The 22269-nt window shown below is 68.3% G+C and carries 22 protein-coding genes; 9 read left to right on the forward strand and 13 right to left on the reverse strand.

From position 1 onward, the window contains the following. The first annotated feature begins 251 nt into the window (after positions 1-251). The 6 genes from JY500_RS21260 to JY500_RS21285 all read left to right on the forward strand — a co-directional run bounded on the left by JY500_RS21260 (position 252) and on the right by JY500_RS21285 (position 7958). Entirely contained in the window at positions 252-776 is a 525-nt protein-coding gene (locus tag JY500_RS21260; RefSeq protein WP_206254523.1) for a bactofilin family protein, read from the forward strand. Between the two features lie 66 nt (positions 777-842). Then, the gene (locus JY500_RS21265) at positions 843-1214 is read left to right on the forward strand and encodes an ArsR/SmtB family transcription factor (protein ID WP_206254524.1); all 372 of its coding nucleotides are present in this window, start codon (positions 843-845) and stop codon (positions 1212-1214) included. Next, positions 1198-2262, forward strand: a complete 1065-nt coding sequence (gene arsB, locus JY500_RS21270; RefSeq protein ID WP_206254525.1) for an ACR3 family arsenite efflux transporter — start codon at positions 1198-1200, stop codon at positions 2260-2262. Before JY500_RS21265 ends, arsB begins: the two co-directional genes overlap by 17 nt. A gap of 16 nt (positions 2263-2278) precedes the next feature. Then, on the forward strand, positions 2279-2704 hold the full coding sequence (gene arsC, locus JY500_RS21275) for an arsenate reductase (glutaredoxin) (protein WP_206254526.1): 426 nt from the start codon (positions 2279-2281) through the stop codon (positions 2702-2704). A 108-nt stretch (positions 2705-2812) separates the two neighbouring features. Next, positions 2813-6736: a trifunctional transcriptional regulator/proline dehydrogenase/L-glutamate gamma-semialdehyde dehydrogenase gene (gene putA / locus JY500_RS21280; protein ID WP_206254527.1), complete on the forward strand. Its 3924-nt coding sequence runs from the start codon at positions 2813-2815 to the stop codon at positions 6734-6736. Between the two features lie 91 nt (positions 6737-6827). Next, positions 6828-7958: a branched-chain amino acid ABC transporter substrate-binding protein gene (locus tag JY500_RS21285; protein ID WP_343073375.1), complete on the forward strand. Its 1131-nt coding sequence runs from the start codon at positions 6828-6830 to the stop codon at positions 7956-7958. 73 nt (positions 7959-8031) lie between these two features. Here the strand turns inward: JY500_RS21285 and JY500_RS21290 are convergent, their stop codons facing one another. Beyond that, positions 8032-9168: an aldo/keto reductase gene (locus JY500_RS21290; protein WP_206254528.1), complete on the reverse strand. Its 1137-nt coding sequence runs from the start codon at positions 9166-9168 to the stop codon at positions 8032-8034. 111 nt (positions 9169-9279) lie between these two features. Here JY500_RS21290 and JY500_RS21295 point away from each other — a divergent pair, with 111 nt between their 5' ends. Next, positions 9280-10167, forward strand: coding sequence for a LysR family transcriptional regulator (locus JY500_RS21295; RefSeq protein ID WP_206254529.1), 888 nt, complete (start codon positions 9280-9282; stop codon positions 10165-10167). An 11-nt stretch (positions 10168-10178) separates the two neighbouring features. On the opposite strand, the gene JY500_RS21300 is transcribed toward JY500_RS21295, so the two are convergent. Further along, positions 10179-11129, reverse strand: coding sequence for a helix-turn-helix domain-containing protein (locus tag JY500_RS21300; protein ID WP_206254530.1), 951 nt, complete (start codon positions 11127-11129; stop codon positions 10179-10181). Positions 11130-11280: 151 nt separating this feature from the next. Here JY500_RS21300 and JY500_RS21305 point away from each other — a divergent pair, with 151 nt between their 5' ends. Beyond that, the gene (locus JY500_RS21305; protein WP_206254531.1) at positions 11281-11796 is read left to right on the forward strand and encodes a cysteine hydrolase family protein; all 516 of its coding nucleotides are present in this window, start codon (positions 11281-11283) and stop codon (positions 11794-11796) included. A gap of 135 nt (positions 11797-11931) precedes the next feature. Then, positions 11932-13164, forward strand: coding sequence for a cyanophycinase (locus tag JY500_RS21310; protein ID WP_206254532.1), 1233 nt, complete (start codon positions 11932-11934; stop codon positions 13162-13164). Positions 13165-13168: 4 nt separating this feature from the next. Here JY500_RS21310 and JY500_RS21315 read toward each other — a convergent pair whose 3' ends face one another. Genes JY500_RS21315 through gspG form a run of 11 tightly spaced genes read right to left on the reverse strand, consistent with a single transcriptional unit; the run spans position 13169 to position 22209 of the window. Further along, positions 13169-13723, reverse strand: coding sequence for a type II secretion system protein (locus tag JY500_RS21315; RefSeq protein WP_206254533.1), 555 nt, complete (start codon positions 13721-13723; stop codon positions 13169-13171). After that, positions 13720-14091 (reverse strand): type II secretion system protein, encoded by a 372-nt coding sequence (locus JY500_RS22355; protein WP_216661872.1) that lies wholly within the window; start codon positions 14089-14091, stop codon positions 13720-13722. The genes JY500_RS21315 and JY500_RS22355 overlap by 4 nt, the downstream gene beginning before the upstream one ends. Before the next feature lie 2 nt (positions 14092-14093). Further along, a complete protein-coding gene (locus JY500_RS21325) occupies positions 14094-14567 on the reverse strand; it encodes a type II secretion system protein (protein WP_206254534.1) in 474 nt (157 codons plus the stop codon). After that, positions 14564-16594 (reverse strand): secretin N-terminal domain-containing protein, encoded by a 2031-nt coding sequence (locus tag JY500_RS21330; RefSeq protein WP_172202286.1) that lies wholly within the window; start codon positions 16592-16594, stop codon positions 14564-14566. Before JY500_RS21330 ends, JY500_RS21325 begins: the two co-directional genes overlap by 4 nt. Then, the gene (locus JY500_RS21335; protein WP_206254535.1) at positions 16587-17093 is read right to left on the reverse strand and encodes a hypothetical protein; all 507 of its coding nucleotides are present in this window, start codon (positions 17091-17093) and stop codon (positions 16587-16589) included. Before JY500_RS21335 ends, JY500_RS21330 begins: the two co-directional genes overlap by 8 nt. Then, complete coding sequence (locus JY500_RS21340) at positions 17090-17668, reverse strand: hypothetical protein (RefSeq protein ID WP_206254536.1); 579 nt, start codon at positions 17666-17668, stop codon at positions 17090-17092. The genes JY500_RS21335 and JY500_RS21340 overlap by 4 nt, the downstream gene beginning before the upstream one ends. After that, a complete protein-coding gene (locus JY500_RS21345) occupies positions 17665-18171 on the reverse strand; it encodes a hypothetical protein (protein ID WP_206254537.1) in 507 nt (168 codons plus the stop codon). The genes JY500_RS21340 and JY500_RS21345 overlap by 4 nt, the downstream gene beginning before the upstream one ends. After that, entirely contained in the window at positions 18168-18896 is a 729-nt protein-coding gene (locus JY500_RS21350; protein WP_206254538.1) for a hypothetical protein, read from the reverse strand. The genes JY500_RS21345 and JY500_RS21350 overlap by 4 nt, the downstream gene beginning before the upstream one ends. Positions 18897-18904: 8 nt before the next feature. Then, positions 18905-20590 carry a GspE/PulE family protein gene (locus tag JY500_RS21355; protein ID WP_206254539.1) on the reverse strand — a complete coding sequence of 562 codons (1686 nt, stop codon included), beginning with the start codon at positions 20588-20590 and terminating at the stop codon, positions 18905-18907. Beyond that, positions 20587-21756 carry a type II secretion system F family protein gene (locus JY500_RS21360; protein WP_206254540.1) on the reverse strand — a complete coding sequence of 390 codons (1170 nt, stop codon included), beginning with the start codon at positions 21754-21756 and terminating at the stop codon, positions 20587-20589. Before JY500_RS21360 ends, JY500_RS21355 begins: the two co-directional genes overlap by 4 nt. Positions 21757-21768: 12 nt before the next feature. Next, positions 21769-22209 (reverse strand): type II secretion system major pseudopilin GspG, encoded by a 441-nt coding sequence (gene gspG, locus JY500_RS21365; protein WP_172202279.1) that lies wholly within the window; start codon positions 22207-22209, stop codon positions 21769-21771. Between the last annotated feature and the right edge of the window lie 60 nt (positions 22210-22269).

Genomic DNA, 22269 nt, shown 5'->3' on the forward strand with positions numbered 1-22269 from the left:
GCATGCGCCCGCTTGACCAGAGGCAGCGACGCTGTCGTCACATCCCGACACACTTGAGTGCCGCAAGGCCAGCCGGATCGGGGCTTGCCACCGATTTTTGCGTCGCCGTGGAGCGACACTTTTGCGCCAATGGCACCGACAGGCTTCGATGATTATCGCGCAATCGCCCGGCCCGCCGGCACTGGCATGCAAACTGCATTGACGGCCCTGCCCATGCATCCGGGCGCATCACCGAACCGGCAGGAGTCCACATGATCGCCAAACCCAGCATCCTCGACCAGCACCGCGAATCCCGCAGCATCCGGCGCCCGCCGGCATCCGATTCCCAGCCGGGCGTACCCGAACCCTTCAAGCCCGCCCCCTTCCCGGCCACATCGAGCAGCCCGGTGGCGGATAACCGGCTGGTGGTGGGGCCGCGCGTGAAACTGAGCGGCGCGCAGATCCTCGATTGCGACACCTTGCGGGTGGAAGGCCATGTCGACGCCGCGCTGGAGAGCCGCGTGATCGAGATCGCCGCCGGCGGCAGCTTCAACGGCGCCGCACGGGTGGAGGCCGCTGACATCAGCGGCCGCTTCGAGGGCGAACTGCATGTGACCGGCCGCCTCAAACTGCGCGCGGGCGCGCAAATCCGCGGCAAGGTGCGCTATGGCAGCCTCGTGGTGGAAGCCGACGCCACGCTGTTCGGTGACGTCGCACCGGCGAGCCAGGCCGACAACGCCGCTACGGCAGAGCGCCCCAGCGCGCAGATCGCCTCGATCACGGCCTTGCTGGCCTGAGCCCCTGCGGCGCAAAGGCGCCGCTTCGCCGGCCCTTCATTTCAACATTTCTTGTAATATTGAACGATGGACAGGGACGACGCCGCTACGGTCTTCGAATCGCTCGCATCGGGCATCCGGCTCGATGTATTCCGGCTGCTCGTCCGGCAAGGGCCGGCCGGCATGGTGGCGGGCGATCTTGCCAGCGCGCTCGATATCGCGCCGAACAAACTCTCCTTCCACCTGAAATCGCTGCTGCATACCGGGCTCGCCACGGTTGAACAGGAAGGGCGCTTTCAGCGCTATCGCCCGAACATTGCACGGGTTGCCGAGCTGGTTACCTACCTCACCGCCGAATGTTGCGGCGGCCGACCCGAGGCCTGTGCGGATCTGCTTACCACCCCCTGTTGCCCCGACGCCCCGGACGAAATCGATGCACACCATGACGCGCACCCCTGACACCGCCAAACCACCCACCCCCATGAGCGCCTTCGAGCGCGGCCTCAGCCTGTGGGTCTTTCTCTGCATCCTGGCCGGCATCGCGCTCGGCCAGCTGTTACCCGGCGTGTTCCAGGCCATCGGGCGGCTTGAGTTCGCGCAGGTGAACCTGCCGGTCGGTCTGCTGATCTGGGTGATGATCATTCCGATGCTGGTGAAGGTGGACTTCGGCGCGTTGCACGAGGTGCGCCAGCATGTGCGCGGCATCGGCGTGACACTGTTCGTGAACTGGCTGGTGAAGCCCTTCTCGATGGCGCTGCTCGGTTGGCTCTTCATCCGCCAGCTGTTCGCGCCGCTGCTGCCGGCCGACCAGATCGACAGCTACATCGCCGGGCTGATCCTGCTCGCCGCCGCGCCCTGCACCGCGATGGTCTTCGTGTGGAGCCGCCTGACCCATGGCGACCCGTTGTTCACGCTGTCGCAAGTGGCGCTGAACGATTCGATCATGGTGTTCGCGTTCGCGCCGCTGGTCGGCCTGCTGCTGGGCATCTCGGCGATCACGGTGCCGTGGGCGACCCTGGTGACCTCGGTCGTGCTGTACATCGTGATTCCGGTGATCCTCGCGCAGTTGTGGCGCCGCAGCTTGCTCGCCAAGGGCCAGGCTGCCTTCGACGCCGCGATGACACGCATCGGCCCGTGGTCGATCAGTGCATTGCTGGCCACGCTGGTGCTGCTGTTCGCCTTCCAGGGCGAAGCGATCATTCGTCAGCCGCTGGTGATCGCACTGCTCGCCGTGCCGATCCTGATCCAGGTTTTCTTCAATGCCGGGCTGGCCTACTGGCTCAACCGGCGCCTTGGCGAGCGCCACAGCGTGGCCTGCCCCTCGGCGCTGATCGGCGCCTCCAACTTCTTCGAGCTGGCCGTCGCGGCCGCGATCAGCCTGTTCGGCTTTCAGTCCGGTGCAGCGCTCGCAACCGTTGTCGGTGTGCTGATCGAAGTGCCGGTGATGCTGCTGGTCGTGCGCATCGTCAATGCCAGCAAGCCCTGGTACGAACAACAACCCCGCTGAGAACAGGACACCCCCGATGAGTCAGGTGACGATCTATCACAACCCCGCCTGCGGCACCTCGCGCAACACGCTGGCGATGATCCGCAATGCCGGCATCGAGCCGGAGGTGGTGCTCTATCTGCAGACGCCGCCCAGCCGCGACACCCTGCTGGCGCTGATCCGCGACAGCGGCCTCGCGGTGCGCGACGTGATCCGCCAGAAGGGCACGCCTTACGAAGAACTGGGCCTCGCCGACCCGGCGCTGAGCGACGACGCGCTGATCGACGCGATGCTCGCGCATCCGATCCTGATCAACCGGCCGATCGTCGTCACGCCGCTCGGCACCCGCTTGTGCCGGCCTTCGGAACTGGTACTCGACATCCTGCCGCAGCCGCAGCAAGGCGCCTTCACCAAGGAGGACGGCGAAGCGGTGGTGGACGCGCAGGGCCGCCGCCTGATCTGAGCCAGCGCCGCGCCGCCGCAATCCGGAACGAGATTGTCGTGCACCGGGTAGCGGCCGGCGCCACCGCGAACCATACTGGTTGCACCCACAGAGAACACAGGTGCAACCATGTCCGCCACCACCCTCGGCGTCAAACTCGACGACGCCGCACGCGAACGCATCCGCCTGGCCGCACAAGGGCTTGAGCGCACGCCGCACTGGCTGATCAAGCAGGCCATCTTCCATTACCTGGACGCGCTGGAGCACGGCCACACACCGCCGGAATACGACGGCAGCGGTGCGCTGATCGAGGCGGACGAGCGCCCGGCCCCGGCCGAAGGGCCGCAACCCTTCCTCGACCTGGCGCTTGGGGTGCAACCGCAGAGCGAACTGCGCGCCGCCATCACCGCCGCCTACCGCCGGCCGGAACCCGAAGCGCTGGCGATGCTGTTGCCGCTGGCACGCCAATCGGCCGAACGCACCGATGCGACCCGCTCGCTCGCGACGCAGCTGGTCGAAGCGCTGCGCGCGAAAGGCACCGGCGGCGGCCGCAACGGGCTGGTGCAAGGCCTGCTGCACGAGTTCGAACTCTCCAGCCAGGAAGGCGTGGCGCTGATGTGCCTCGCCGAAGCGCTGCTGCGCATCCCCGACCGCGCCACCCGCGACGCGCTGATCCGCGACAAGGTCGGCCGCGGCGACTGGGCCGCCCACCTCGGGCAGTCCGGCTCGCTGTTCGTGAACGCCGCCACCTGGGGGCTGCTGATCACCGGCAAGCTGGTCGGCACGCAGTCGGAATCGGGCCTCAACAACGCACTGTCGAAACTGATCGCGAAGAGCGGTGAGCCGGTGGTGCGCAAGGGCGTGGACATGGCGATGCGCCTGATGGGCGAGCAGTTCGTCACCGGCGAAACGATTGCCGAAGCGCTGGAGAACGCGCGCAGCCACGAGGCCAAGGGCTTCCGCTACTCCTACGACATGCTCGGCGAAGCCGCGCTGACCGCCGCCGACGCCGAGCGCTACTACGCCGCCTACGAGCAGGCGATCCACGCCATCGGCCGGGCCGCCGCCGGACGCGGCATCTATGAAGGGCCCGGCATCTCGGTCAAGCTGTCGGCGCTGCATCCGCGCTACAGCCGCGCCCAGCGTGACCGCGTGATGGACGAGTTGTACCCGCGGCTCGCCGCGCTGACGAAGCTCGCGCGCCGCTACGACATCGGGCTCAACATCGACGCGGAGGAAGCCGACCGGCTCGAAATCTCGCTCGACCTGCTGGAACGGCTGTGCTTTGACCCCGAACTTGCCGGCTGGCATGGCATCGGCTTTGTGATTCAGGCCTACCAGAAGCGCGCGCCGCATGTGGTCGACCATGTGATCGAACTCGCCCGCCGCAGCCGCCGGCGCCTGATGGTGCGGCTGGTGAAGGGCGCCTACTGGGACAGCGAGATCAAACGCGCCCAGGTGGACGGCCTCGAAGGCTACCCGGTGTGGACGCGCAAGCTGCACACCGATGTCGCCTACCTCGGCTGCGCGCGCAAGCTGCTCGACGCACCCGAGGCGATCTACCCGCAATTCGCCACGCACAACGCCTACACCGTCGCCGCGATCTACCAGATGGCCGGGCAGAACTACTACGCCGGCCAGTACGAATTCCAGTGCCTGCACGGCATGGGCGAACCGCTGTACGAAGAGGTGGTGGGCGCGGACAAGCTCGGCCGCCCGTGCCGCGTGTATGCGCCGGTCGGCTCGCATGAGACGCTGCTGCCTTACCTCGTGCGCCGGCTGCTGGAGAACGGCGCCAACAGTTCCTTCGTGAACAAGGTCGGCAACGACAAGGTGCCGGTCGCGGAACTGGTCGGCGACCCGGTCGCCGAGGCCGAAGCGCTGCAGCCGGTGGGCGCGCCGCATCCGGCGATCCCACTGCCGCGCGCCTTGTTCCCGGATGGGCGACTCAATTCGGCGGGGCTTGATCTCTCCAACGAACAACGGCTCGCCTCCGTCTCAGCCGGTTTGCTGGTAACGCGCGAGCAAACCTGGCGCGCCGTGCCACTGCTGGCCGATGGCCCGCGCGCCGGTCTCGCCCAGCCGGTCACGAATCCGGCGGATCGGCGCGATGTGGTCGGCGAGGTGATCGAAGCCAGCACGCAGGATGTGGCCGACGCACTGGGCCACGCCTTCCAGGCGCAGCCGGTGTGGCAATCCACGCCAGCCGCGGAGCGCGCCGCGGTGCTGGAGCGCGCCGCCGACCGTTTCGAAGCCGAACGCCATGCGTTGATCGGGCTGGCGATCCGCGAGGCCGGCAAATCGCTGCCGAACGCGGTGGGCGAGGTGCGCGAGGCGGTGGACTTCCTGCGTTACTACGCCGGCCTGGCGCGTTCCAACGATGGCGCCCGCCCGCTCGGCCCGGTGGTCTGCATCAGCCCGTGGAACTTCCCGCTCGCGATCTTCACCGGGCAGATCGCTGCCGCCCTCGCAGCCGGCAACGTAGTGCTCGCCAAACCGGCCGAGCAGACGCCGCTGATCGCCGCCGCCGCGGTGCGCCTGTTGCACGAAGCCGGCGTGCCGGCAGGCGCGCTGCAACTCTTGCCCGGCCGCGGCGAGACCGTTGGCGCCGCACTGGTCGCCGACCCGCTGGTGCGCGGCGTGATGTTCACAGGCTCCACCGAGGTCGCCCGCCTGATCGCCCGCCAGCTCGCCGGCCGCCTGCTGCCCGATGGCTCGCCGGTACCGCTGATCGCCGAAACAGGCGGCCAGAACGCGATGCTGGTCGATTCCTCCGCACTGCTCGAACAGGTGGTGAATGACGCGATCGGCTCCGCCTTCGATTCGGCCGGGCAGCGCTGCTCGGCGCTGCGTGTGCTGTGCCTGCAGGAAGAGATCGCCGACCGCGTGATCGAGATGCAGCGCGGCGCGATGGCCGAACTGGTGATCGGCCCGCCGGACCGGCTTGCCACCGACGTTGGCCCGGTCATCGACGCCGAAGCGCGCAACGGCATCCTCACCCATATCGAACGCCTGCGTGCGCGCGGCTGCCGCATCCACCAGACGCCGCTGCCCGACAGCTGCGCGCACGGCAACTTTGTGCCGCCCACGGTGATCGAGTTGCCGGAACTCGCAGCGCTGCAGCGCGAAGTGTTTGGCCCGGTACTGCATGTGCTGCGCTACCGCCGCGAGGCGCTGCCGGCACTGCTGGAACAGATCCACGCGACCGGCTACGGCCTGACGATGGGCCTGCATACCCGCATCGACGAGACGATCGGCTACGTCACCACGCATGCGAAGGTCGGCAACCTGTATGTGAACCGCAACGTGATCGGCGCCGTGGTCGGCGTGCAGCCCTTTGGCGGCGAGGGCCTCTCGGGCACCGGGCCCAAGGCCGGCGGGCCGCTGGCGCTGTCGCGCCTGGTGCTGGGCGGCGCGGCGCAACTGCCGGGCAGTGCCGGAGCGCCGGCCAGCCTGCAAGCACGCGGCGCGCTGACGCCGCTCGAAGCACGCTGCAGCCTGCTCAACGCCGAAGCGCGCGAACGGCTGGGCCTGCTTGCGCGCTGGTGCGCCGACGCGTCGCCCGAACGCGCCATCGCCGAAGCGCTGGCGGCCGCTCCACCGGTCGGCACCCTGATCACCCTGCCCGGCCCGACCGGTGAGGCCAACCTGTATGCGCTGCTGCCGCGCGGCACCGTGCTGTGCCTCGCCAACACGGCCGAGGCGCTGGTGCCACAACTGGCGGCCTGTCTTGCGACAGGCAACCGCGCGGCGCTGGCGCGTGAGGATCGGGCCGAGGCCTTGTTCGCCAGCTTGCCGGCACCGCTCGCCGAACGCATCGAATGGGTGGATGCGCCACTGGCCGCCGACGTGGATGCCGCACTGTTCGCCGGTGACGCCGACCAGCTGCGCGACATCCAGCGCGCCCTGGCGGTGCGTGAAGGCCCCCTGCTCAGTTGTGCCGCCAGCGACGGCCGCGGCCGCTACCCGCTCGAACGCCTGCTGGCGGAGCGGGTCGTGTCGCTCAACACCTCGGCCGCTGGGGGAAATGCCACCCTGATGATGATTGGCTGAGCCATTCAGGCGCAGAATCGGGGTTTCGGCTGCTCACCGAGCGGCCGCCCCGATCCGTGGCCACACGCCACACAACATGGGAGAGGCACGCATGACGATGAAGATGTCCGCCGCAGCCTTGTTGCTCGCGCTTGGCAGCACCGCCTTTGCTGCACCGGTGGAAGTGAAGATCGGCTTTGCCGGCCCGCTGACCGGGCCGCAGGCGCACTACGGCAAGGATTTCCAGAACGGCGTGCAGCTCGCCGTCGAAGAAGTGAATGCCAGCAAACCCACCATTGGCGGCAAGGAAGTGAAGTTCGTACTGCTTGCCGAAGACGACCAGGCCGACCCACGCAGCGGCACCGTCGTCGCGCAGCGCCTGGTGGACGACAACATCGCCGGCATGCTCGGGCACTTCAATTCCGGCACCACGATCCCGGCGTCCAAGATCTACGCACGCGCCGGCATTCCGCAGATCGCGATGGCCACCGCGCCGGCCTACACCGAGCAAGGCTTCAAGACCACCTTCCGCATGATGACCTCGGACACCCAGCAGGGCTCGGTGGTCGGCAGCTATGCGGTGGGCAAGCTGGGCTTCAAGAAGATCGCCGTGATCGACGACCGCACCGCCTACGGGCAAGGCCTCGCCAACGAGTTCGAGAAGGCCGCCAAGGCCGCCGGCGCGACCATCGTTGCGCGCGAGTTCACCACCGACAAGTCGGTCGACTTCCGCGCGATCCTCACCAAGCTCAAGGCGCAGGCGCCGCAGGCAATCTTCTACGGCGGCTCGGAAGTGCAGGCCGCACCGATGGCGCGCCAGATCAAGGAGCTGGGCATCAGCGCGACGCTGATCTCCGGCGAGATGGTGAAGAGCGACAACTTCATCAAGCTGGCCGGTGACGCCGCCGAGGGCGTGATCGCCTCGCTGGCCGGCCTGCCGATCGAACAGATGCCGGGCGGCGCCGCCTATGTGGCGAAGTACGAGAAGCGCTTCGGCGCCAAGGTCGAAACCTACTCGCCCTACGCCTACGACGGCGCGATGGCGATGTTCATGGCGATGAAGAAGGCCGACTCGGTCGACCCGGCCAAGTACCTGCCTGCGCTCGCCGCCACGCAGCTGCAGGGCGTCACCACGTCACGCCTTGGTTACGACGCCAAGGGCGACCTCAAGGAAGGCGGCATTACCGTCTACAAGGTGGTCAAGGGCAAGTGGGAAGCGATGGAGAGCATCGGCGGCAAGTGAGTGGCCAGTAGGCCGCACGCAGCCCGCCTCAACGGCGCCCGCAGTTCCGGGCGCCGTTTTCTTTGCGTGTGAATCAGGCGTTTTCGGCGGGCGCCGCGCCCCCCACGGCGGCGGCCGGCGCCTCGATCCGGATCGGTGGCTGGTAGCCGGCCGGTTTGTCGCCCACCGGATTGGCCCCCGCCAGCATTGCCTGCATGCCGGGCGTGAAGAAGCTGTAGGGGTAACCCGGCGGCATCGAGCTCGCAGCGTCGAGGCGATCGCGCAAGGCGGGCGGAATCACAAAGTCGAGCGCGCCCAGGTTGTCGGCGAGCTGCTCGGGGCGGGTTGCGCCGACCAGCACCGAGGCCACACCGGGACGATGGGCCACCCAGTTCAACGCCACCTGCGCCATGCTGCGGCCAAGTTCGCGGGCGACCGCCTCCAGCTCGGCGACGATCGCAAAGTTGCGCCCGGTGAGCTTGGCGAAAGCCGGGTTGTCAGCGCCCGCCATGGTCTGCAGCCGGCCATCGCCGAACTGGCCATCGCGCGAGGGCCGGTACTTGCCGGACAACAGGCCGCTTGCCAGCGGGCTCCAGGCCATCAGCCCCATGCCCAGCTGCTGGCCGAGCGGGATGAATTCATGTTCGACCGCGCGTTCGACCAGCGAGTACTCCAGCTGCAGCGCGCTCAGGGGCTCGTAGCCGCGCAGTTCAGCCAGCGTCTGCGCGCGGCTGGCATACCACGCCGGCACATTCGAGAGCCCGACATGGCGCACCTTGCCGGCGCGCACCAGGTCGTCGAAGCCGCGCATCACCTCGTCTACCGGCGTCAGCTGGTCCCAGCTGTGCAGCAGGTAGAGGTCGATGTAGTCGGTGCCGAGCCGGCGCAGCGAACCCTCCACCGCGCGGATCATGTTCTTGCGGCCGTTGCCGCCGGCGTTCGGGTTATCCGGCTGCGCGCTGTAGCCGTACTTCGTGACGATCACCATGCGGTCGCGCAGGCTTCGCTCGCGTACGAACTCGCCCAACCAGGTTTCGCTATTGCCGTTAGTGTAGAGATCGGCGGTATCGACAAGGTTGCCGCCGGCATCAACGTAAGCATCGAACATCGCGCGGGCCGTCGCCTTGTCGGCGCCCCAGCCCCAGTCGGTGCCGAAGGTCATCGTGCCGAGCGCAAGGCGACTGACGCGCAGGCCACTGCGGCCCAGGGTGTAGGTGGAAGCGAGGCTCATCGTTTGGCTCCTTGGGGTGAGGAATCGGGATGAACCCAGTGTGGGCGCTCGGCAGCCCTGAACAAAGACTGATAATCTTGATGCACTATCAAGCCGTAATTGATAATACTCATGAAGATCCACCAGCTCGACGGCTACATCGCCTTCGCCGCGGTCGCACGCACCCGTAGCTTCACTGCCGCGGCCGCGCAGCTGGGCGTGTCGCCGCAGGCCGTGAGTCAGGCGGTACGCGCGCTCGAATCGCGCCTGCAACTGCGGCTGCTGAACCGCACCACGCGCAGCGTGTCACTCAACGAAGCCGGGGAACGCTTCATGGCGCGCGTCGGCCCCGCCTTGGGCGAGCTGCTCGACGCGGCCGATGCGATTGGAGAGTTGCGCGATACGCCGTCCGGCCTGCTGCGCATCAACCTCTCGCGCGTTGCCTTTGCGGCGGTGATCCAGCCACGCCTCGCCAGCTTTCGTGCCCGCTACCCTGATGTGCGGCTGGAATTCGGCTTTGACGACGGCTTCGTCGATATCGTCGAACAAGGCTACGACGCCGGTATCCGGCTTGGCGAAGCGATCGCGAAGGACATGGTCAGCGTGCCGCTGAGCCGCGAGGAACGCATCGCGCTGGTCGCCACGCCGGTGTACCTCGCCCAGCACGGCACGCCGCGCTCGATCGCCGACCTGACGCAGCACACCTGCATCCGCTTCCGCATGCCGTCGAGCGGCGCGCTGTACCGTTGGGAACTGCTGGAAGGCGGCCGCGAGATCACGCTCGATGCGCCGGCCACGCTGACGGTGAACGACACCGGCGCGATGCTCGCGCTGGCCCTCGACGGCCTCGGCCTCGGCTATGTGCTGGCGAGCGCCGCGCAGCCGCATCTGGCCGCCGGCCGCCTGCTCGAAGTGATGCCCGAAGCGACGCCCCGCTTCCCCGGCTTTCATCTCTACTACCCCTCGCGCCGCCAGCCGCCGGCCAAGCTGCGCTGCTTCCTCGAAGTCTGGCGCGGCTGAACGCCGCCCGATCACTCGCCGCGGAAGGTCTGCCGCCAGGCACTCGGCGACACGCCGAAGGCACGGCCGAAGTGCTGGCGCAGCGACACCGCTGAACCGAAGCCAGCCAGCGCGGCGATGCGTTCGACCGGCTGATCGGTGGTCTCGAGCAGCCTTTGGCTCAGCGCCAGGCGCTCGCCGAGCAGCCAGTCGCCAACCGTGGTGCCGGTGATCTGGCGGAAATGGCGGGTGAATGTGCGGCGGCTCATCAGCGTGCGCGCGGCGAGGCTGTCGAGCGAGTGGGGCTGGTCGAGATGCGCCCGGACCCAGTCGAGCAGATCGGTCAGGCGCGAATCGCGCGGGTGCGCCGGCAGCGGTTGCTCGATGAACTGTGCCTGCCCGCCCTGGCGGTGCGGCGGTGTGACGAGGCGGCGCGCAACGCGGTTGGCGATTTCACCGCCGTAGCGCTGGCGCAGCAGATGCAGGCAGCAGTCGATGCCCGCCGCAGTGCCTGCCGAGGTGAGCATGGGGCCGTCCTCGACGTAGAGCACGTCGGCATCCAGCACCACCTTCGGGTAGCGCTGCGCGAAGGCATGTGCCGCCGCCCAGTGGGTGGTGGCGCGGCGACCATCGAGCAGACCCGCGTCGGCCAGCACGAAGGCGCCCAGGCACAGCCCGACCAGTTGGGCGCCGTGCGCATGGGCAGCCCGCAACGCCTCGCACAGCGCCTGCGGCGCGCACTCGGCCGGGTCGCGCCAGCTCGGCACGATCACGATCTGGGCCCGTGCCAAGGCCTCCAACCCATGATCGACCTGCACCCGGAAGCCCGCAGTGGTGCGCAGCGGGCCGGTTTCGGCGGCGCAGACCTGCAGATCGAAACGCGGTACGCCCGGGTGGGTGTCGCCGAACACCACGCAGGGGACGGACAGGTGGAAGGGGCTGATCTGGTCGAAGGCCACCACGGCGACCACCGGCTTTTCCATCGCTGCACTCCGGGTAGGCGCGGGCAGTAGGCCCGACGAAGGGATTGGCCCGATCTTATCGGAGTTTGTCGTTCAGGCCACTCACGTCGCAGGCGGCGCAAGGCGAACAATGCGCCTCACCAACACGCACTTCCCCACAAGGAGCCCATCCATGAGCAAGGCACTGATCGTCATCGACCTGCAGAACGACTACTTCCCCGACGGCAAATTCCCGCAGTGGCATCCGGAGGAAACGCTCGCCAACGTCGAGCGCGCAATCGAGCAAGCGCGTGCCAAGGGCGTGCCGGTGATCCATGTTCAGCACATCGCCGACGCGTCACGCGGGATCGCGCCCTTCTTCAACGCCGGCACACCGGGGGTCGAGATCCATCCGCGCATTCTCGCCGCGGCCCCGGACGCGCCAGTGGTGGTGAAGCACTTTGCCGATGCCTTCCACGGCACCACGCTGAAGGCAACGCTCGATGCGCTGGGCGCAACCGAGCTGCTGGTGTGCGGCATGATGACGCAGAACTGCGTAACCCATACCGCGATCTCGAAGGCCGCCGAACCCTACGCCGTGACGGTGCTGAGCGACTGCTGCACCACCGTCAGCCAGATGCTTCACCTGATCGCGCTCAACGCGCTGTCCACACGCGTCAGGCTCGCCACCGCGAGCGAGGCCCTCTGAGCGACACCGGGGCCGTGACGCGCTGCGCGCCTCGGCCCGATGCCGCCGGAAGCCCGCGTGGGGCCTGCCTATACTGAGGACACGCCCCGACGGCGTCCCGCCGCCGTGCGACGCAGCGCTGAAGGGAATCACAACATGGGCACCTCGACCGCGTATCCCGGCCACAACCGGGCAACGACCGCGCGCCGCTTCGCGCATACCCTGCTCCGCCTGATTGCCGGCTGCAGCCTGATCGCGGCCTGCAACATCGCGCTGGCCGCGAAGGCGCCATACACGTATTCGGTGCTCGGCAATGCCGCCGCGCCCGCAAGTGTTTCGGCGCCAGTGCAACCCAGCTTCGTGTTGATGGGCGGCGGGCCGGACGTGGATGAGGCCTTCCGCTGGATGATCCAGCGTGCCGGCATCACGCCGGGTCACGGTGGCCGTTTCGTGGTGATCCGGGCCACCGGCACCGACGCTTACAACCCCTACATCTACTACAGCGATGCAGCATCCGGCACATCGTCGACATTTGCCGACGGCTGGGTTGGCGGCGCAGCGCTGGGCCTCACCTCGGTCGAGACACTGGTGATCCCGAGTGTCGCCGCGGCCAACGACGCCTTCGTCAACAACGTGGTCGGCAAGGCGCACGCCGTCTGGATCGCCGGTGGCGACCAGAGCGACTACATCAAGTACTGGAAAGGCACCGCGCTGGACACCACGCTGCGCGGGCTGATGGCTCGAAACGTGCCGCTCGGCGGCACCAGCGCAGGCTTGGCGGTACTCGGCTGGGCCGACTTTGCAGCGCTCAACGGCAGCGTCACCACCAAGCAGGCGCTCGACAACCCCTACAACCGCTACATGACCCTGGACCCGAGCCCGCTTGGCGGCGCCGGTTTCATCATGCCGCCCGCGCTGAACAACACGATCCTCGATTCCCACCTCGACTCACGCGACCGGCTCGGCCGCCTGCTCGGCTTCGTCGCGCGCATGATCAAGCCCAACACCGCGGGTGGTGGCTGCAGCGGCGGCGTGCTGGCATCGGGCACCGGCAGCAACGGCGCGCGCGGTATCGGTGTCGATGTGGAAACCGCACTGCTGGTGCAGGGGAATGCGAGCGCGCCAAGCTTGAGCGCACGGCGCGTCACCAATGTCTCCACGACGACCGAAAGCGCGGTGTACTTCGTGCGCCCGCGGGCGGACCCATCCGTGTGCGCGGTGAAGATTCCGCTGACGATGGCCAACATCGAGGTGCAGAAACTCGGCGACTCGGACACGGTATTCGACCTGTCCTCGTGGTTCACGACCGACTGGTCGCAACTGACGCCGCATTACATCGACGTCACGAACGGTGCGCTGCCGGCCCTAACCTGGGCCTACCCGCTCTGATCGCTCAACCAGCGCCTTGCGGCGCGCTGGCGTTGGCATCCGGCGTGATGGTGCCGGTCGCCTGTGCCGGGTCGTAGCCAAAGCGCCAGGTGGCATAGCCACTGGCCGGCGCTGCCACCTGCGGTGCGGTTGCGCCGGCCGGCGTCGGCGCGCCGACGGTGGCCGGTGCCAGCGTGCGCTGCGGCTTGCGCATCGGCTCGCCTGGCGCGATCACCGCAACACCCATGATGCCGCCGCCGGGCGCGGGGATCGGCATCCAGTTGGTGCTGCCGGTCAGCGGGTTGCGCGGAATGCGGCGCAGGTGGCGCACGGTGCCGGGGAAGCGCGGATCGCGCAGCAGATCGCGCAGATCCTTCGGATACGACGGCGAGCCCTGCGGGCTTGCGCGGTAGTAGCGCTTGAAGGCGCGGCTGAACTCGTCACCCTGCGCCTGCAACTCGGCTTCCTTGCTGCGCAGCGCGACGGTGCTGGCGAACTCCATGGTCTGCGCCGATATCGCGCCGATGATCGCGAGCAGGATCAGGATGCCGATGTAGCTGAAGCCCTGCTGGCGGCTCATAACTCTGAGAACGCACGGCCGTCGTGCGCGTTGCCGGGGGCGCTGCTGTGCAGGTCGTACACGCCACCATCGCGCCCGCTCGGCGGGGGTACGACGTTCCACGCGGTGCGGCTATCGCGCAGTGGATCGAAGGGCAGCTCGCGCAGATAGCGCCGCTCGACCAGTGCGTCGAGCGATTCGGGATAGCGGCCACGGTCAGCGAAGTGCTTGTCGATCGCGTCGCGGGTGACGCGCAGGTTCTCGACCAGCACGCGCTCCTTCGCGATCTCGGCGCTGCCCATGTAGCGCGGCAGCGCGAGCGTGAGCAGCAGCGCCACGATCGCGAGCACCACCAGCAGTTCGATCAGGGTGAAACCGCGCTGGCGCATGTTCACCACTCCGCGTAGGGCGTGCCGTCCAGCCCGATGCCGGGCGAACGGGAAAACACATCGAACACATCGTCCCCCGAGCGCGGGTGATCCGGGTCGCTCGCGTAGCTGCGGGTCGCCCAGGTGGCTGCCGGCTCGGCGTAGGTGTCGGTGCTCGTCGGGTCGCGCGGAATGCGGCGCAGGAAGTAGAGCTTCGCGCCTTTCGGCGACTTCGCATCGGTGACGCCTTCGACCAATGCTTCGAGCTTGGGCGGATAGCCCGAGCCACCGGCCTTCAGGGCGATGCGGCCGTCGTCGCTGGCCTGCTTGTACGCATCGATCGCGTTGCGCAGCGTGCGCAGTGCGGTGCGCAGTTCGGCCTCGCGCGAGCGTTGCAGCGCCAGCTCCGCCACCGGCATCACGAGCGTGGCCAGCAGCGCCATGATGGCGAGCGTCACCAACAGTTCGATCAGCGTGAAGCCGGCATTGCGTTTCATCGTTGTGGCAGTGCGTCGCCCGCGAGTGCGAAGCGGTATTCGTGGCTGGGTGCCTCATCGGCCGGCCGTGCGGCCGGCGGCTGACTCAGTTGCACGCTGCTGCGCAAGGCCAACCGCCCATCGCCATGCTTGGCCGAGGGTGCAACAGCCGCCGGCGCGGCCGGCGATGCCGCAGCAGGAGCCGCCGGAGCCTGAGGCGGTGGTGGCGGCGGGTTGTTTGGCGGCGGTGGCGGTACGTTGTTCGGGTTGCCCTGCTGCGTCGGCGCGGGAATATCGCCGAGGCTCAGCGGCTTGAGGCTCGCCTCGGTGCCGGCTTCGAATTCAGCATCACGCACCGAGGGGCGCACCGCCGGCCGCACGATGCGCGGCGTGATCGACAGCACCACTTCGGATTGCTGCGAATCGTCGGTCTTGGAACCGAACACGCGGTCCAGGCCCGGGATGTCGCCGAGCCCCGGGATATGGCTGCCGCCGCTGGTCTGGCTATCGTTGATCAGGCCGGCCAGGACCTGGTTCTCGCCGTCATGCAGCCGCAGGATCGTATCGGCATTGCGGGTGCCGAGCTGGTAGACCGTGGTGCCGTCCTTCTGCTGGATGCGGTCGAGGATGTTGCTGACCTCCAGCCCCATCTTGATCGTCACTTCTCCGTCCGGCGACACGTTCGGTTCCACTTCGAGCTTGAGGCCCACGTCGAGGTAGGACACCGAGCCCGCGACAAAGCCGGTGGAGGTGGCGGTGTTGGTGATCGTCGGCACCTTCTGGCCGACCACAATCTTCGCCTTCTCGCGGTTGAGCACGCGGATGCGCGGATTGGCCAGCACCCGCACGTCGGACACGGTGCGGTTGGCATTGATCGCGAGCGGATCGATCGTCACGCCGATGTTGTGCGAGCCCAGATCGAGCAGGTCGGCGAGCGTCAGCGTCTTGCCGTCCGACGCCAGCGGCGTGAGCGACGCACGGCCCGGGTATTCAATGCCGAGCTTGAGCAGGCGGTTGCGCTGCACTTCGAGGATCTCGACTTCCAGCATCACTTCCGGCGGCGCCTGATCGTGCAGCGTGATCAGTTTCTCCGCCATGCGCAGCGCCTCAGGCGTATCGCGCACGATGAGCATGTTCTGCTTCTCGTCCACCACCACGTCGCGGGTTTTCAGGATCGTGCGCAGCGTGTTCGCAACATTCTTCGCGTCGCCGTTGGCGAGCACGAAGGTCTTCACGGCAAGCGCCTGGTAGTCGCGCAGTTTCTGCGTCGTCGACGGGAAGATCAGCACCGAGCTGGAATCGAGCACGCGTTGCTCGAGCTGGTTGGTCAGCAGTGTCAATGCAAGCGCGTTGGCGACGGTGCTGTTGCGCAGGAAGATCGTGGTGCGCTGGTCGCCGCGCACTTCCTTGTCGAGCACGAAGTTGAGGCCGGAGGCGCGCGAGATCACCTCGAACACCTGACGCAGCTGCGCATCGCGGAATTCGATCGAGATCGGCTTGCGGAAGGCCTCGGCGAGGCGCTGCTCGCTCGCGCCGCGTGGCTGCGCGCGGCGTTGCTCGATCTGGCCGTTGAGCTCGATCGCCGACGGGTAGGCCGGGTTCTCGCTCAGCACGATGCGAAGCCTGGCCTGGGCGCCATCCAGATCGCCCTGCGAGTAGGCACTCTGCGCCTCGGCCACGTACTGCGCATGGCGGTTGTCGCGTTCCATCGCACGTAGGCCGCGAATCGCCCGCGCGTTCTTCTCGTCGGCACGCAGCACCTGCATGAAGAGCGGCGCGGCCTCGCCACTGCGGCCTGCGGCCTGCGCCCGTTCGGCTTCGGCAAGCCATTGCGCCACCGCCTGATCGCGCGCCTTCAGGTAGGTCAAGCGGAACTCGGCGTTGTTCGGGTCAGCCGCAATCGCTGCGCGGTATTGCTCGAGCGCCGCTTCGTACTGCTTCTGCTCGATCAGCTCGCCGCCAGCGCGAAAGGCTTTCTGCCCTGCGCAACCGGCCAGCAGCAGCAACACCAGCGCCGAGGCGGCGCGGATCCGGGAGAGTCTAGTCATCAAAGTTGGCACCAATCGCCAGCGTCGTGCGCTGGTTGAGCGGAAGGTATTCAAGTTCCATCACCGGCGGGCGGATAGCCACCACCTGCCAGTTCGCGTCGAGCCGTTCGTTCGCATGTGCGATCAGGCTCGCTTCGCCAAAGGCGAGAAAGACTTCCCACTTGCCATCCACCAGCTGCTTGCCGATCACCGCGAAGGGCGGCGGGGGTGCGCTGGGCGGCGGTGGGGGTGGAGCCGGGGGCGGCGGCGGGGGCGCTGGCGGCCGCACCGGCGCGAAGAAGCCGTCACCGGCCTTGCCATAGTCGGTGCGCGGTGCGAGCGCGAGGATGCCGCCCTCGTCCGAGGCGGGCACCGTGCGCGGGGCCGGCATGGCCGCGCTGCGAGTGACCGGCTGCACCACTTCGTCGTCGGCTGCGGGCGACTGGCGATCCGCGATCACCAAGCCGGCGCAAACCGCAAAGCCGGCAAGCAGCATCGCCATGCGTTTCTTCGGCGTCATTTCGGCGCCTCCAACAACAGCACGAAGGCAAGCTGCGCCTCAACCTGATCCTGCATGGCCGCTTCGCGTTGCAGTTCGATCTTCTCCAGGGCAAGGCCGGGATAGCGTTCGAGCAGTGAGAAGGCGAACTGGCGGATCACGTCCGGCGGCCCCGCGACCGGCAGCGTCAGATCGAAGCGCGAGAAGCCTGCCGGCGTGACCGGGCTGTTGCGGTAGTCCACGCGGGAAGGCTGCAGGCCCGCATCCGCCGCGGCGCGCCACAGCGCACGCGCCACCTCCATCTTCGTTTCGTCCGGCTGCAATACGGCGCGGAAAGGCGCCATCGGGTCCTGCGGCGCTACGGCCAGCACCACCGGCGCCGGCGCTTTCACGCGTGCGCGCAGCGATGCCAGTTCACGCTGCTGCGCAGGCAGCACGCCCAGCAACAGCCAAAGCAGCGCGATCGTCGGCAGGCCCAAGCCGATCAATGCCAGGCCGTGCCGCACCAGCAGCAATTCGAGCGCGAGTCGCAAGCCCTGGGCGGTGACCGGCCTGCGCGTGGCGCTGCGCAGATTGGGTGGCGTGGGCATCCTCATTGCTGCCACTCCAGATCGAGGGTCGCCTGTACCCGCGGCGGCGAGTCAAGCCGCACCTGGCTGATCGGCTTGAACCGAACGAAGGGCGGCTGATGCGCGAGCGCATCGGAAAAGTCGAACAGCGCATCGGCGCGTTCGCTTTCCGCCACCACGCGCAGGCTGCGCTGTGCGGCACGGGGTTCGATGCGCAGCACGGCAACATCGTTCGGCCTCGCGGCGTTCAGACCATCGAGCAGTGCCGGCCAAGGCAGATTCAGCAAGGTGATCGCGGAATTCACCGCCTCAGCCTGCTCATGGCTGGGCGGCGCAAACCGTACGACCGGAGCGGGCGCTGGCGCGCGCGCAGCGAGCTGGGCGCGCAGCGCCTGCAGCTGAGCATCGCGCTGCCAGGCGGTGTGCGCGGCGATCCCCAGGGCCGCGATCAGCGCCAGCACGCCGAAGCCAACGGGGAGACCGGGGCGCCAGCGCGCCGCGGGCGCAAAGTCGATCGGCACGCGGCTCACGCGACACCTCCGGGCACCAGGGCGAGTGGGAGCGATGCGGTGACCACCGGGCTGCCGTCGGCCAGACGCGCCGGCGTGCCCACGCCGCCGAACAGCCAGACCGGCGTTCCCGCGCTGTGTGCTGCCTGCAGCGCAGCTTCGCGGTTGAGCGCCGCAGCCAGGCCCGAAGTACCGAGACGAGTGGCACGCACACCGACACAACGCCGCTGATGAAACAGGCCCAAAGTCAGGGTGTGGCCATCGCTGCTCGCCAGCCAGTGCGGTGCGTGCGGCTTGCCGAGCGGCGCCTGGCTGCACCACACCCACAGGGGCTGCACGCGGTATGCGCGCCGGCGCGCATCGCCAAGGCCGCCGAGAATCGCCTCGACCACCGTGCGGCGCATGCCACAGACGAGGTCCTCGGTGCCCAGGGGCGACGCATCGTGCTGCAACACCCAGTCGGCGGCGTCATCACCAAAACTGGCGGCAAAACGCGCGGCGATGCCTTCGGCCAACTCGCGGCGGCCCTGTGTGCCCGCGATGCGGGGCAACACGAGATAGCGGCAGTGCGCGTCGCTCACCACCACGTCGATCGCACGCCAGCGCGACTGCTCGGCAGCCAGCGTGGCGACGCCGGCACGCAGCGCCGCGGCGTCGTGGAATGCGATGCAGTGGATCGCTCCTTGCGGGTCGCGCAGACTGGCAGTGTCTGCGCCGACCCACATCTGCGGGCGGGTTGGAATCATGGGGCGCTTCATGCACTGTCCTGCAAAGTCACGCGCAGCACTTCCTGCAAGGTGGTTTCGCCGCGCAAGGCCAGATCGAGCGCGGCACCGCGCAGGCTGCGCGTACCACCTTGGGCAGCGATGGCTTTCACGGCGAGGATGGATTCCCGCGCGAGGATCGCTTCGCGCAGTGGGTCGGTCAGGGTCAGGATCTCGGCGATCGCACGGCGCCCGCGGTAGCCGGTGCCGCGGCAATCACCGCAGCCGCGTCCGCGCAGGAAGCGGTGGCCGCGGTGCGCATCGGGTGCGAAGCCGAGCAACGCGCGCTCCGCCTCGTCCGGCACATAGTCCACCGCACAATGCTGGCACACCGCACGCAGCAGCCGCTGCGCCCAGATGCCGTTCAGCGCCGACACCAGCGCATGCGGATCGACCCCCATGTGCGAGAAACGCGAGAACACATCGAACACGCTGTTCGCGTGCACCGTGGAGAGCACCAGGTGGCCGGTCAGCGCGGACTGCACCGCGATCTCGGCCGTCTCGGCGTCGCGGATCTCGCCGACCATGATGGTGTCCGGGTCGTGGCGCAGGATAGACCGCAAGCCACGCGCGAAGGTGAGACCCTTCTTCTCGTTCACCGGAATCTGCAGCACGCCCGGCAATTCGTACTCAACCGGGTCTTCGATCGTGACGATCTTTTCGCGCCCGGTGCGCGTCTCCGAAATCGCGGCGTAAAGCGTGGTGGTCTTGCCGCTACCGGTCGGCCCCGTCACCAGCAACATGCCGTACGGCAATGCCGACAAGCGCCGGATGCGGGCGAGCGACTCGGCATCGAAGCCGAGCAGATCCAGCGTCAGTGCGCTGCCTTCCGGCACCAGCTGACGTTTGTCGAGGATGCGCAGCACCGCGTCTTCGCCGTGGATGCTGGGCATCACCGACACACGCAGATCCGTCGTGCGGCCGCCCGCCGATACGCGGAAGCGACCATCCTGCGGCAAGCGGCGTTCGGCGATGTCGAGCTCGGCAAGCACCTTGATGCGTGAGATCGCCTGCTCGGCCAAGGTGCGGCCCGCGATGCGGGTCGCCACGTCGAGCACGCCGTCGACGCGGTACTTCACCTCCATGCCGGCCGGGCCGCATTCGAAGTGGATGTCACTGGCGCCAGCGCGAAGCGCGTCGTACAGCGTCGAGTTCACCAGACGCACGACAGGCGAACCGTCTTCGCTGATCGACACCAGCGAGAGTTCCTCGCCGCGGCTGTCGCCCTCGCCTTCGTGCGTCGCCTGGCTACCCGCGTCGAGTGCGCGCGCCGCCGCTTCTGCGCTGGCCAGCAGCGCATGCAGATCGGCCGGTGCCGCCACCGCGAAGCTGACCGGTTCGCGGTAGCGCGCCTCGATCCAGTTGAGCAGGGTCGCGTCGAACGGATCGCCGATCAAAACATGGCGCGCGCCTTGCGACACCACTTCGACACAGCCGCGCGCGAGGGCGCGCGAGAGCGGAATCGTCGTGTAGTCGGCCTGCGCGGCGAGCAGCTGATCGCTGTCGAAGAACGGCAACTGCAGCGTGTCGGCGACGCAGCGCGCGGCATCACGGGTGTCGACACCCAACTGCTCGGCGAGCAGATCGAACAGCGGTCGCGCGGTCGCCTGTGCGGTCGCACGCGCGCCACGCAGCGCGTCAGCAGTCAAGGTCGGGAGCGGCGCTCGCGCGTTCATTGCAGGCTCCCGGCGAGGTCGAAGATCGGCAGGTAGAGCAGTACCACGATGACACCGACGGTGACCCCGATGGCGGCCATCAGCAGCGGCTCGAACATGCGCGAGAAGCGCTCGATCCAGCGGCCCAGTTCGGCATCGTGATGGCGCGCGGCGCGGATGAACATCTCGCCGAGCCGGCCGCTGCGCTCGCCGGCACGCAACAGGCGCAGCGCGACCGGCGTCACCAGTTCGGCCGCGGCGAGTGCGTCGGTCACGGCTTCGCCCCGCCGCAGTGCAGCGCCCACCGCGCGCAGGCGCGGCAGCATCGCGGGCGTCGCCACGCCTTCCGCCAGCGCGAGCGCCTGCAAGGCCGGCAGCCCCCCGTTGAGCAAGGTGCCGAGCGCGAGGTAGAGCTGTGCGATACGGAAGAGTTCGATGCGCGGCCCGAGCATCGGTAAATGGCGCAGCGCCGCCTCAAGCTGACCGCGTTGCCATGCACCGCGCAGGGCCAAGCCGCCGCCGACCAGCAGTGTCAGCAGCGCCGGGCCGAGTACGCCGGCGTGCGCAGCGACGAACTCGCCCAGATCGAGCATCACGCGCGACAGCCACGGCAGCTTGTGTGCGCTACCGCGGTACACGGTGGCGAACTTGGGCACCACATAGCCAAGGAGGAAGAGGCTCACCGCGCCACCAACGCCAAGCAGGATGGACGGATAGATCAACGCGCCGCCGATGCGCTGCCGCAGCGCATCGAAGCGGTTGCGGTATTCGAGGTAGCGCGCGAGCGCGTCCTGCAGATGGCTGGTGCGCTCGGCCGCACGTACGAGGCCGATGAAAAGCGGCGGGAAGTCCTCGTCCGCGGCGGTGAGGGCCTGCGAGAAGGATTGCCCTTCGCGCAGCCGTGTCAGCAAGGCATGCGTGACGCGTGCGCCCTCGCCCTGCCCGCCGCGCGCGTCGAGCGCTTCAATTGCCTCCGCCAACTCGAGGCCGGCATCGAGCAGTTCGATCAGCTCCTGCGCGAAGAGCGTGAGGTCGAAGGCCGAACCGCGCCGGCTGGCGGCGCGCTTGACCGCGAGCGCGGTGAGCTGGCGCGCGGCGACGAGGCGACGCGCCTCGGCCTCGTCGATCGCATCGACGATCAGGGTCTCGATCTGCTCGGGCCCGAGCGCGCGGACTTCAAAACGCATGCTGCGCGCGGCTCAGGGAACGATGATGTCGGCGTCTTCCCCGCTGCCGCCGGGCGCACCGTCGCGGCCGAGCGACAGGATGTCGTACTCGCCGCGGGCACCGGGCTTGCGGTACTGATACGGATGGCCCCACGGATCGTTGGGGATGTCCTTCTGCATGTAGGGGCCATTCCATTTCGCGGCGCCTGCCGGCGCAACGCGCAAGGCCTGAAGCCCGAGCGCGGAATCCGGGTAGCTCCCGACATCGAGCCGATAGGCGTCGAGCGCACGCGAGAAGGATTCGAGCTGCGCCTTCGCCGTGGTGACTTCCGACTTGGCGACATGGCCGAACACACGCGGGCCGACCAGCGCGGCGAGCATGCCGATGATGGCGACGACAACGAGCAGTTCCAGCAGCGTGAAGCCGGCGGAATCAGTGTGTTTGCGATGGGGGACTTGCGTTCTGTTCTTCATGCTGCGGTGCTTCCGGTGAGCCGTTTGCGCAACAGACAGGGGGGCCTGCTGCGCAAACGG

The sequence above is a fragment of the Niveibacterium microcysteis genome (assembly GCF_017161445.1).
GTDB lineage: Bacteria > Pseudomonadota > Gammaproteobacteria > Burkholderiales > Rhodocyclaceae > Niveibacterium > Niveibacterium microcysteis.

Excerpts from the sequence above, each read along its gene's own strand:
- JY500_RS21310 (WP_206254532.1), top strand. The coding sequence starts at position 11,932 with ATGGGCACCTCGACCGCGTATCCCGGCCACAACCGGGCAACGACCGCG.
- JY500_RS21290 (WP_206254528.1), bottom strand. The coding sequence starts at position 9,168 with ATGAGCCTCGCTTCCACCTACACCCTGGGCCGCAGTGGCCTGCGCGTC.
- arsC (WP_206254526.1), top strand. The coding sequence starts at position 2,279 with ATGAGTCAGGTGACGATCTATCACAACCCCGCCTGCGGCACCTCGCGC.
- JY500_RS21305 (WP_206254531.1), top strand. The coding sequence starts at position 11,281 with ATGAGCAAGGCACTGATCGTCATCGACCTGCAGAACGACTACTTCCCC.
- JY500_RS22355 (WP_216661872.1), bottom strand. The coding sequence starts at position 14,091 with ATGCGCCAGCGCGGTTTCACCCTGATCGAACTGCTGGTGGTGCTCGCG.
- JY500_RS21295 (WP_206254529.1), top strand. The coding sequence starts at position 9,280 with ATGAAGATCCACCAGCTCGACGGCTACATCGCCTTCGCCGCGGTCGCA.
- JY500_RS21325 (WP_206254534.1), bottom strand. The coding sequence starts at position 14,567 with ATGAAACGCAATGCCGGCTTCACGCTGATCGAACTGTTGGTGACGCTC.
- JY500_RS21315 (WP_206254533.1), bottom strand. The coding sequence starts at position 13,723 with ATGAGCCGCCAGCAGGGCTTCAGCTACATCGGCATCCTGATCCTGCTC.
- JY500_RS21300 (WP_206254530.1), bottom strand. The coding sequence starts at position 11,129 with ATGGAAAAGCCGGTGGTCGCCGTGGTGGCCTTCGACCAGATCAGCCCC.
- gspG (WP_172202279.1), bottom strand. The coding sequence starts at position 22,209 with ATGAAGAACAGAACGCAAGTCCCCCATCGCAAACACACTGATTCCGCC.
- JY500_RS21335 (WP_206254535.1), bottom strand. The coding sequence starts at position 17,093 with ATGACGCCGAAGAAACGCATGGCGATGCTGCTTGCCGGCTTTGCGGTT.
- JY500_RS21360 (WP_206254540.1), bottom strand. The coding sequence starts at position 21,756 with ATGCGTTTTGAAGTCCGCGCGCTCGGGCCCGAGCAGATCGAGACCCTG.
- JY500_RS21265 (WP_206254524.1), top strand. The coding sequence starts at position 843 with ATGGACAGGGACGACGCCGCTACGGTCTTCGAATCGCTCGCATCGGGC.
- JY500_RS21330 (WP_172202286.1), bottom strand. The coding sequence starts at position 16,594 with ATGACTAGACTCTCCCGGATCCGCGCCGCCTCGGCGCTGGTGTTGCTG.
- JY500_RS21355 (WP_206254539.1), bottom strand. The coding sequence starts at position 20,590 with ATGAACGCGCGAGCGCCGCTCCCGACCTTGACTGCTGACGCGCTGCGT.
- JY500_RS21285 (WP_343073375.1), top strand. The coding sequence starts at position 6,828 with ATGACGATGAAGATGTCCGCCGCAGCCTTGTTGCTCGCGCTTGGCAGC.
- JY500_RS21260 (WP_206254523.1), top strand. The coding sequence starts at position 252 with ATGATCGCCAAACCCAGCATCCTCGACCAGCACCGCGAATCCCGCAGC.
- putA (WP_206254527.1), top strand. The coding sequence starts at position 2,813 with ATGTCCGCCACCACCCTCGGCGTCAAACTCGACGACGCCGCACGCGAA.
- arsB (WP_206254525.1), top strand. The coding sequence starts at position 1,198 with ATGACGCGCACCCCTGACACCGCCAAACCACCCACCCCCATGAGCGCC.
- JY500_RS21340 (WP_206254536.1), bottom strand. The coding sequence starts at position 17,668 with ATGAGGATGCCCACGCCACCCAATCTGCGCAGCGCCACGCGCAGGCCG.
- JY500_RS21350 (WP_206254538.1), bottom strand. The coding sequence starts at position 18,896 with ATGATTCCAACCCGCCCGCAGATGTGGGTCGGCGCAGACACTGCCAGT.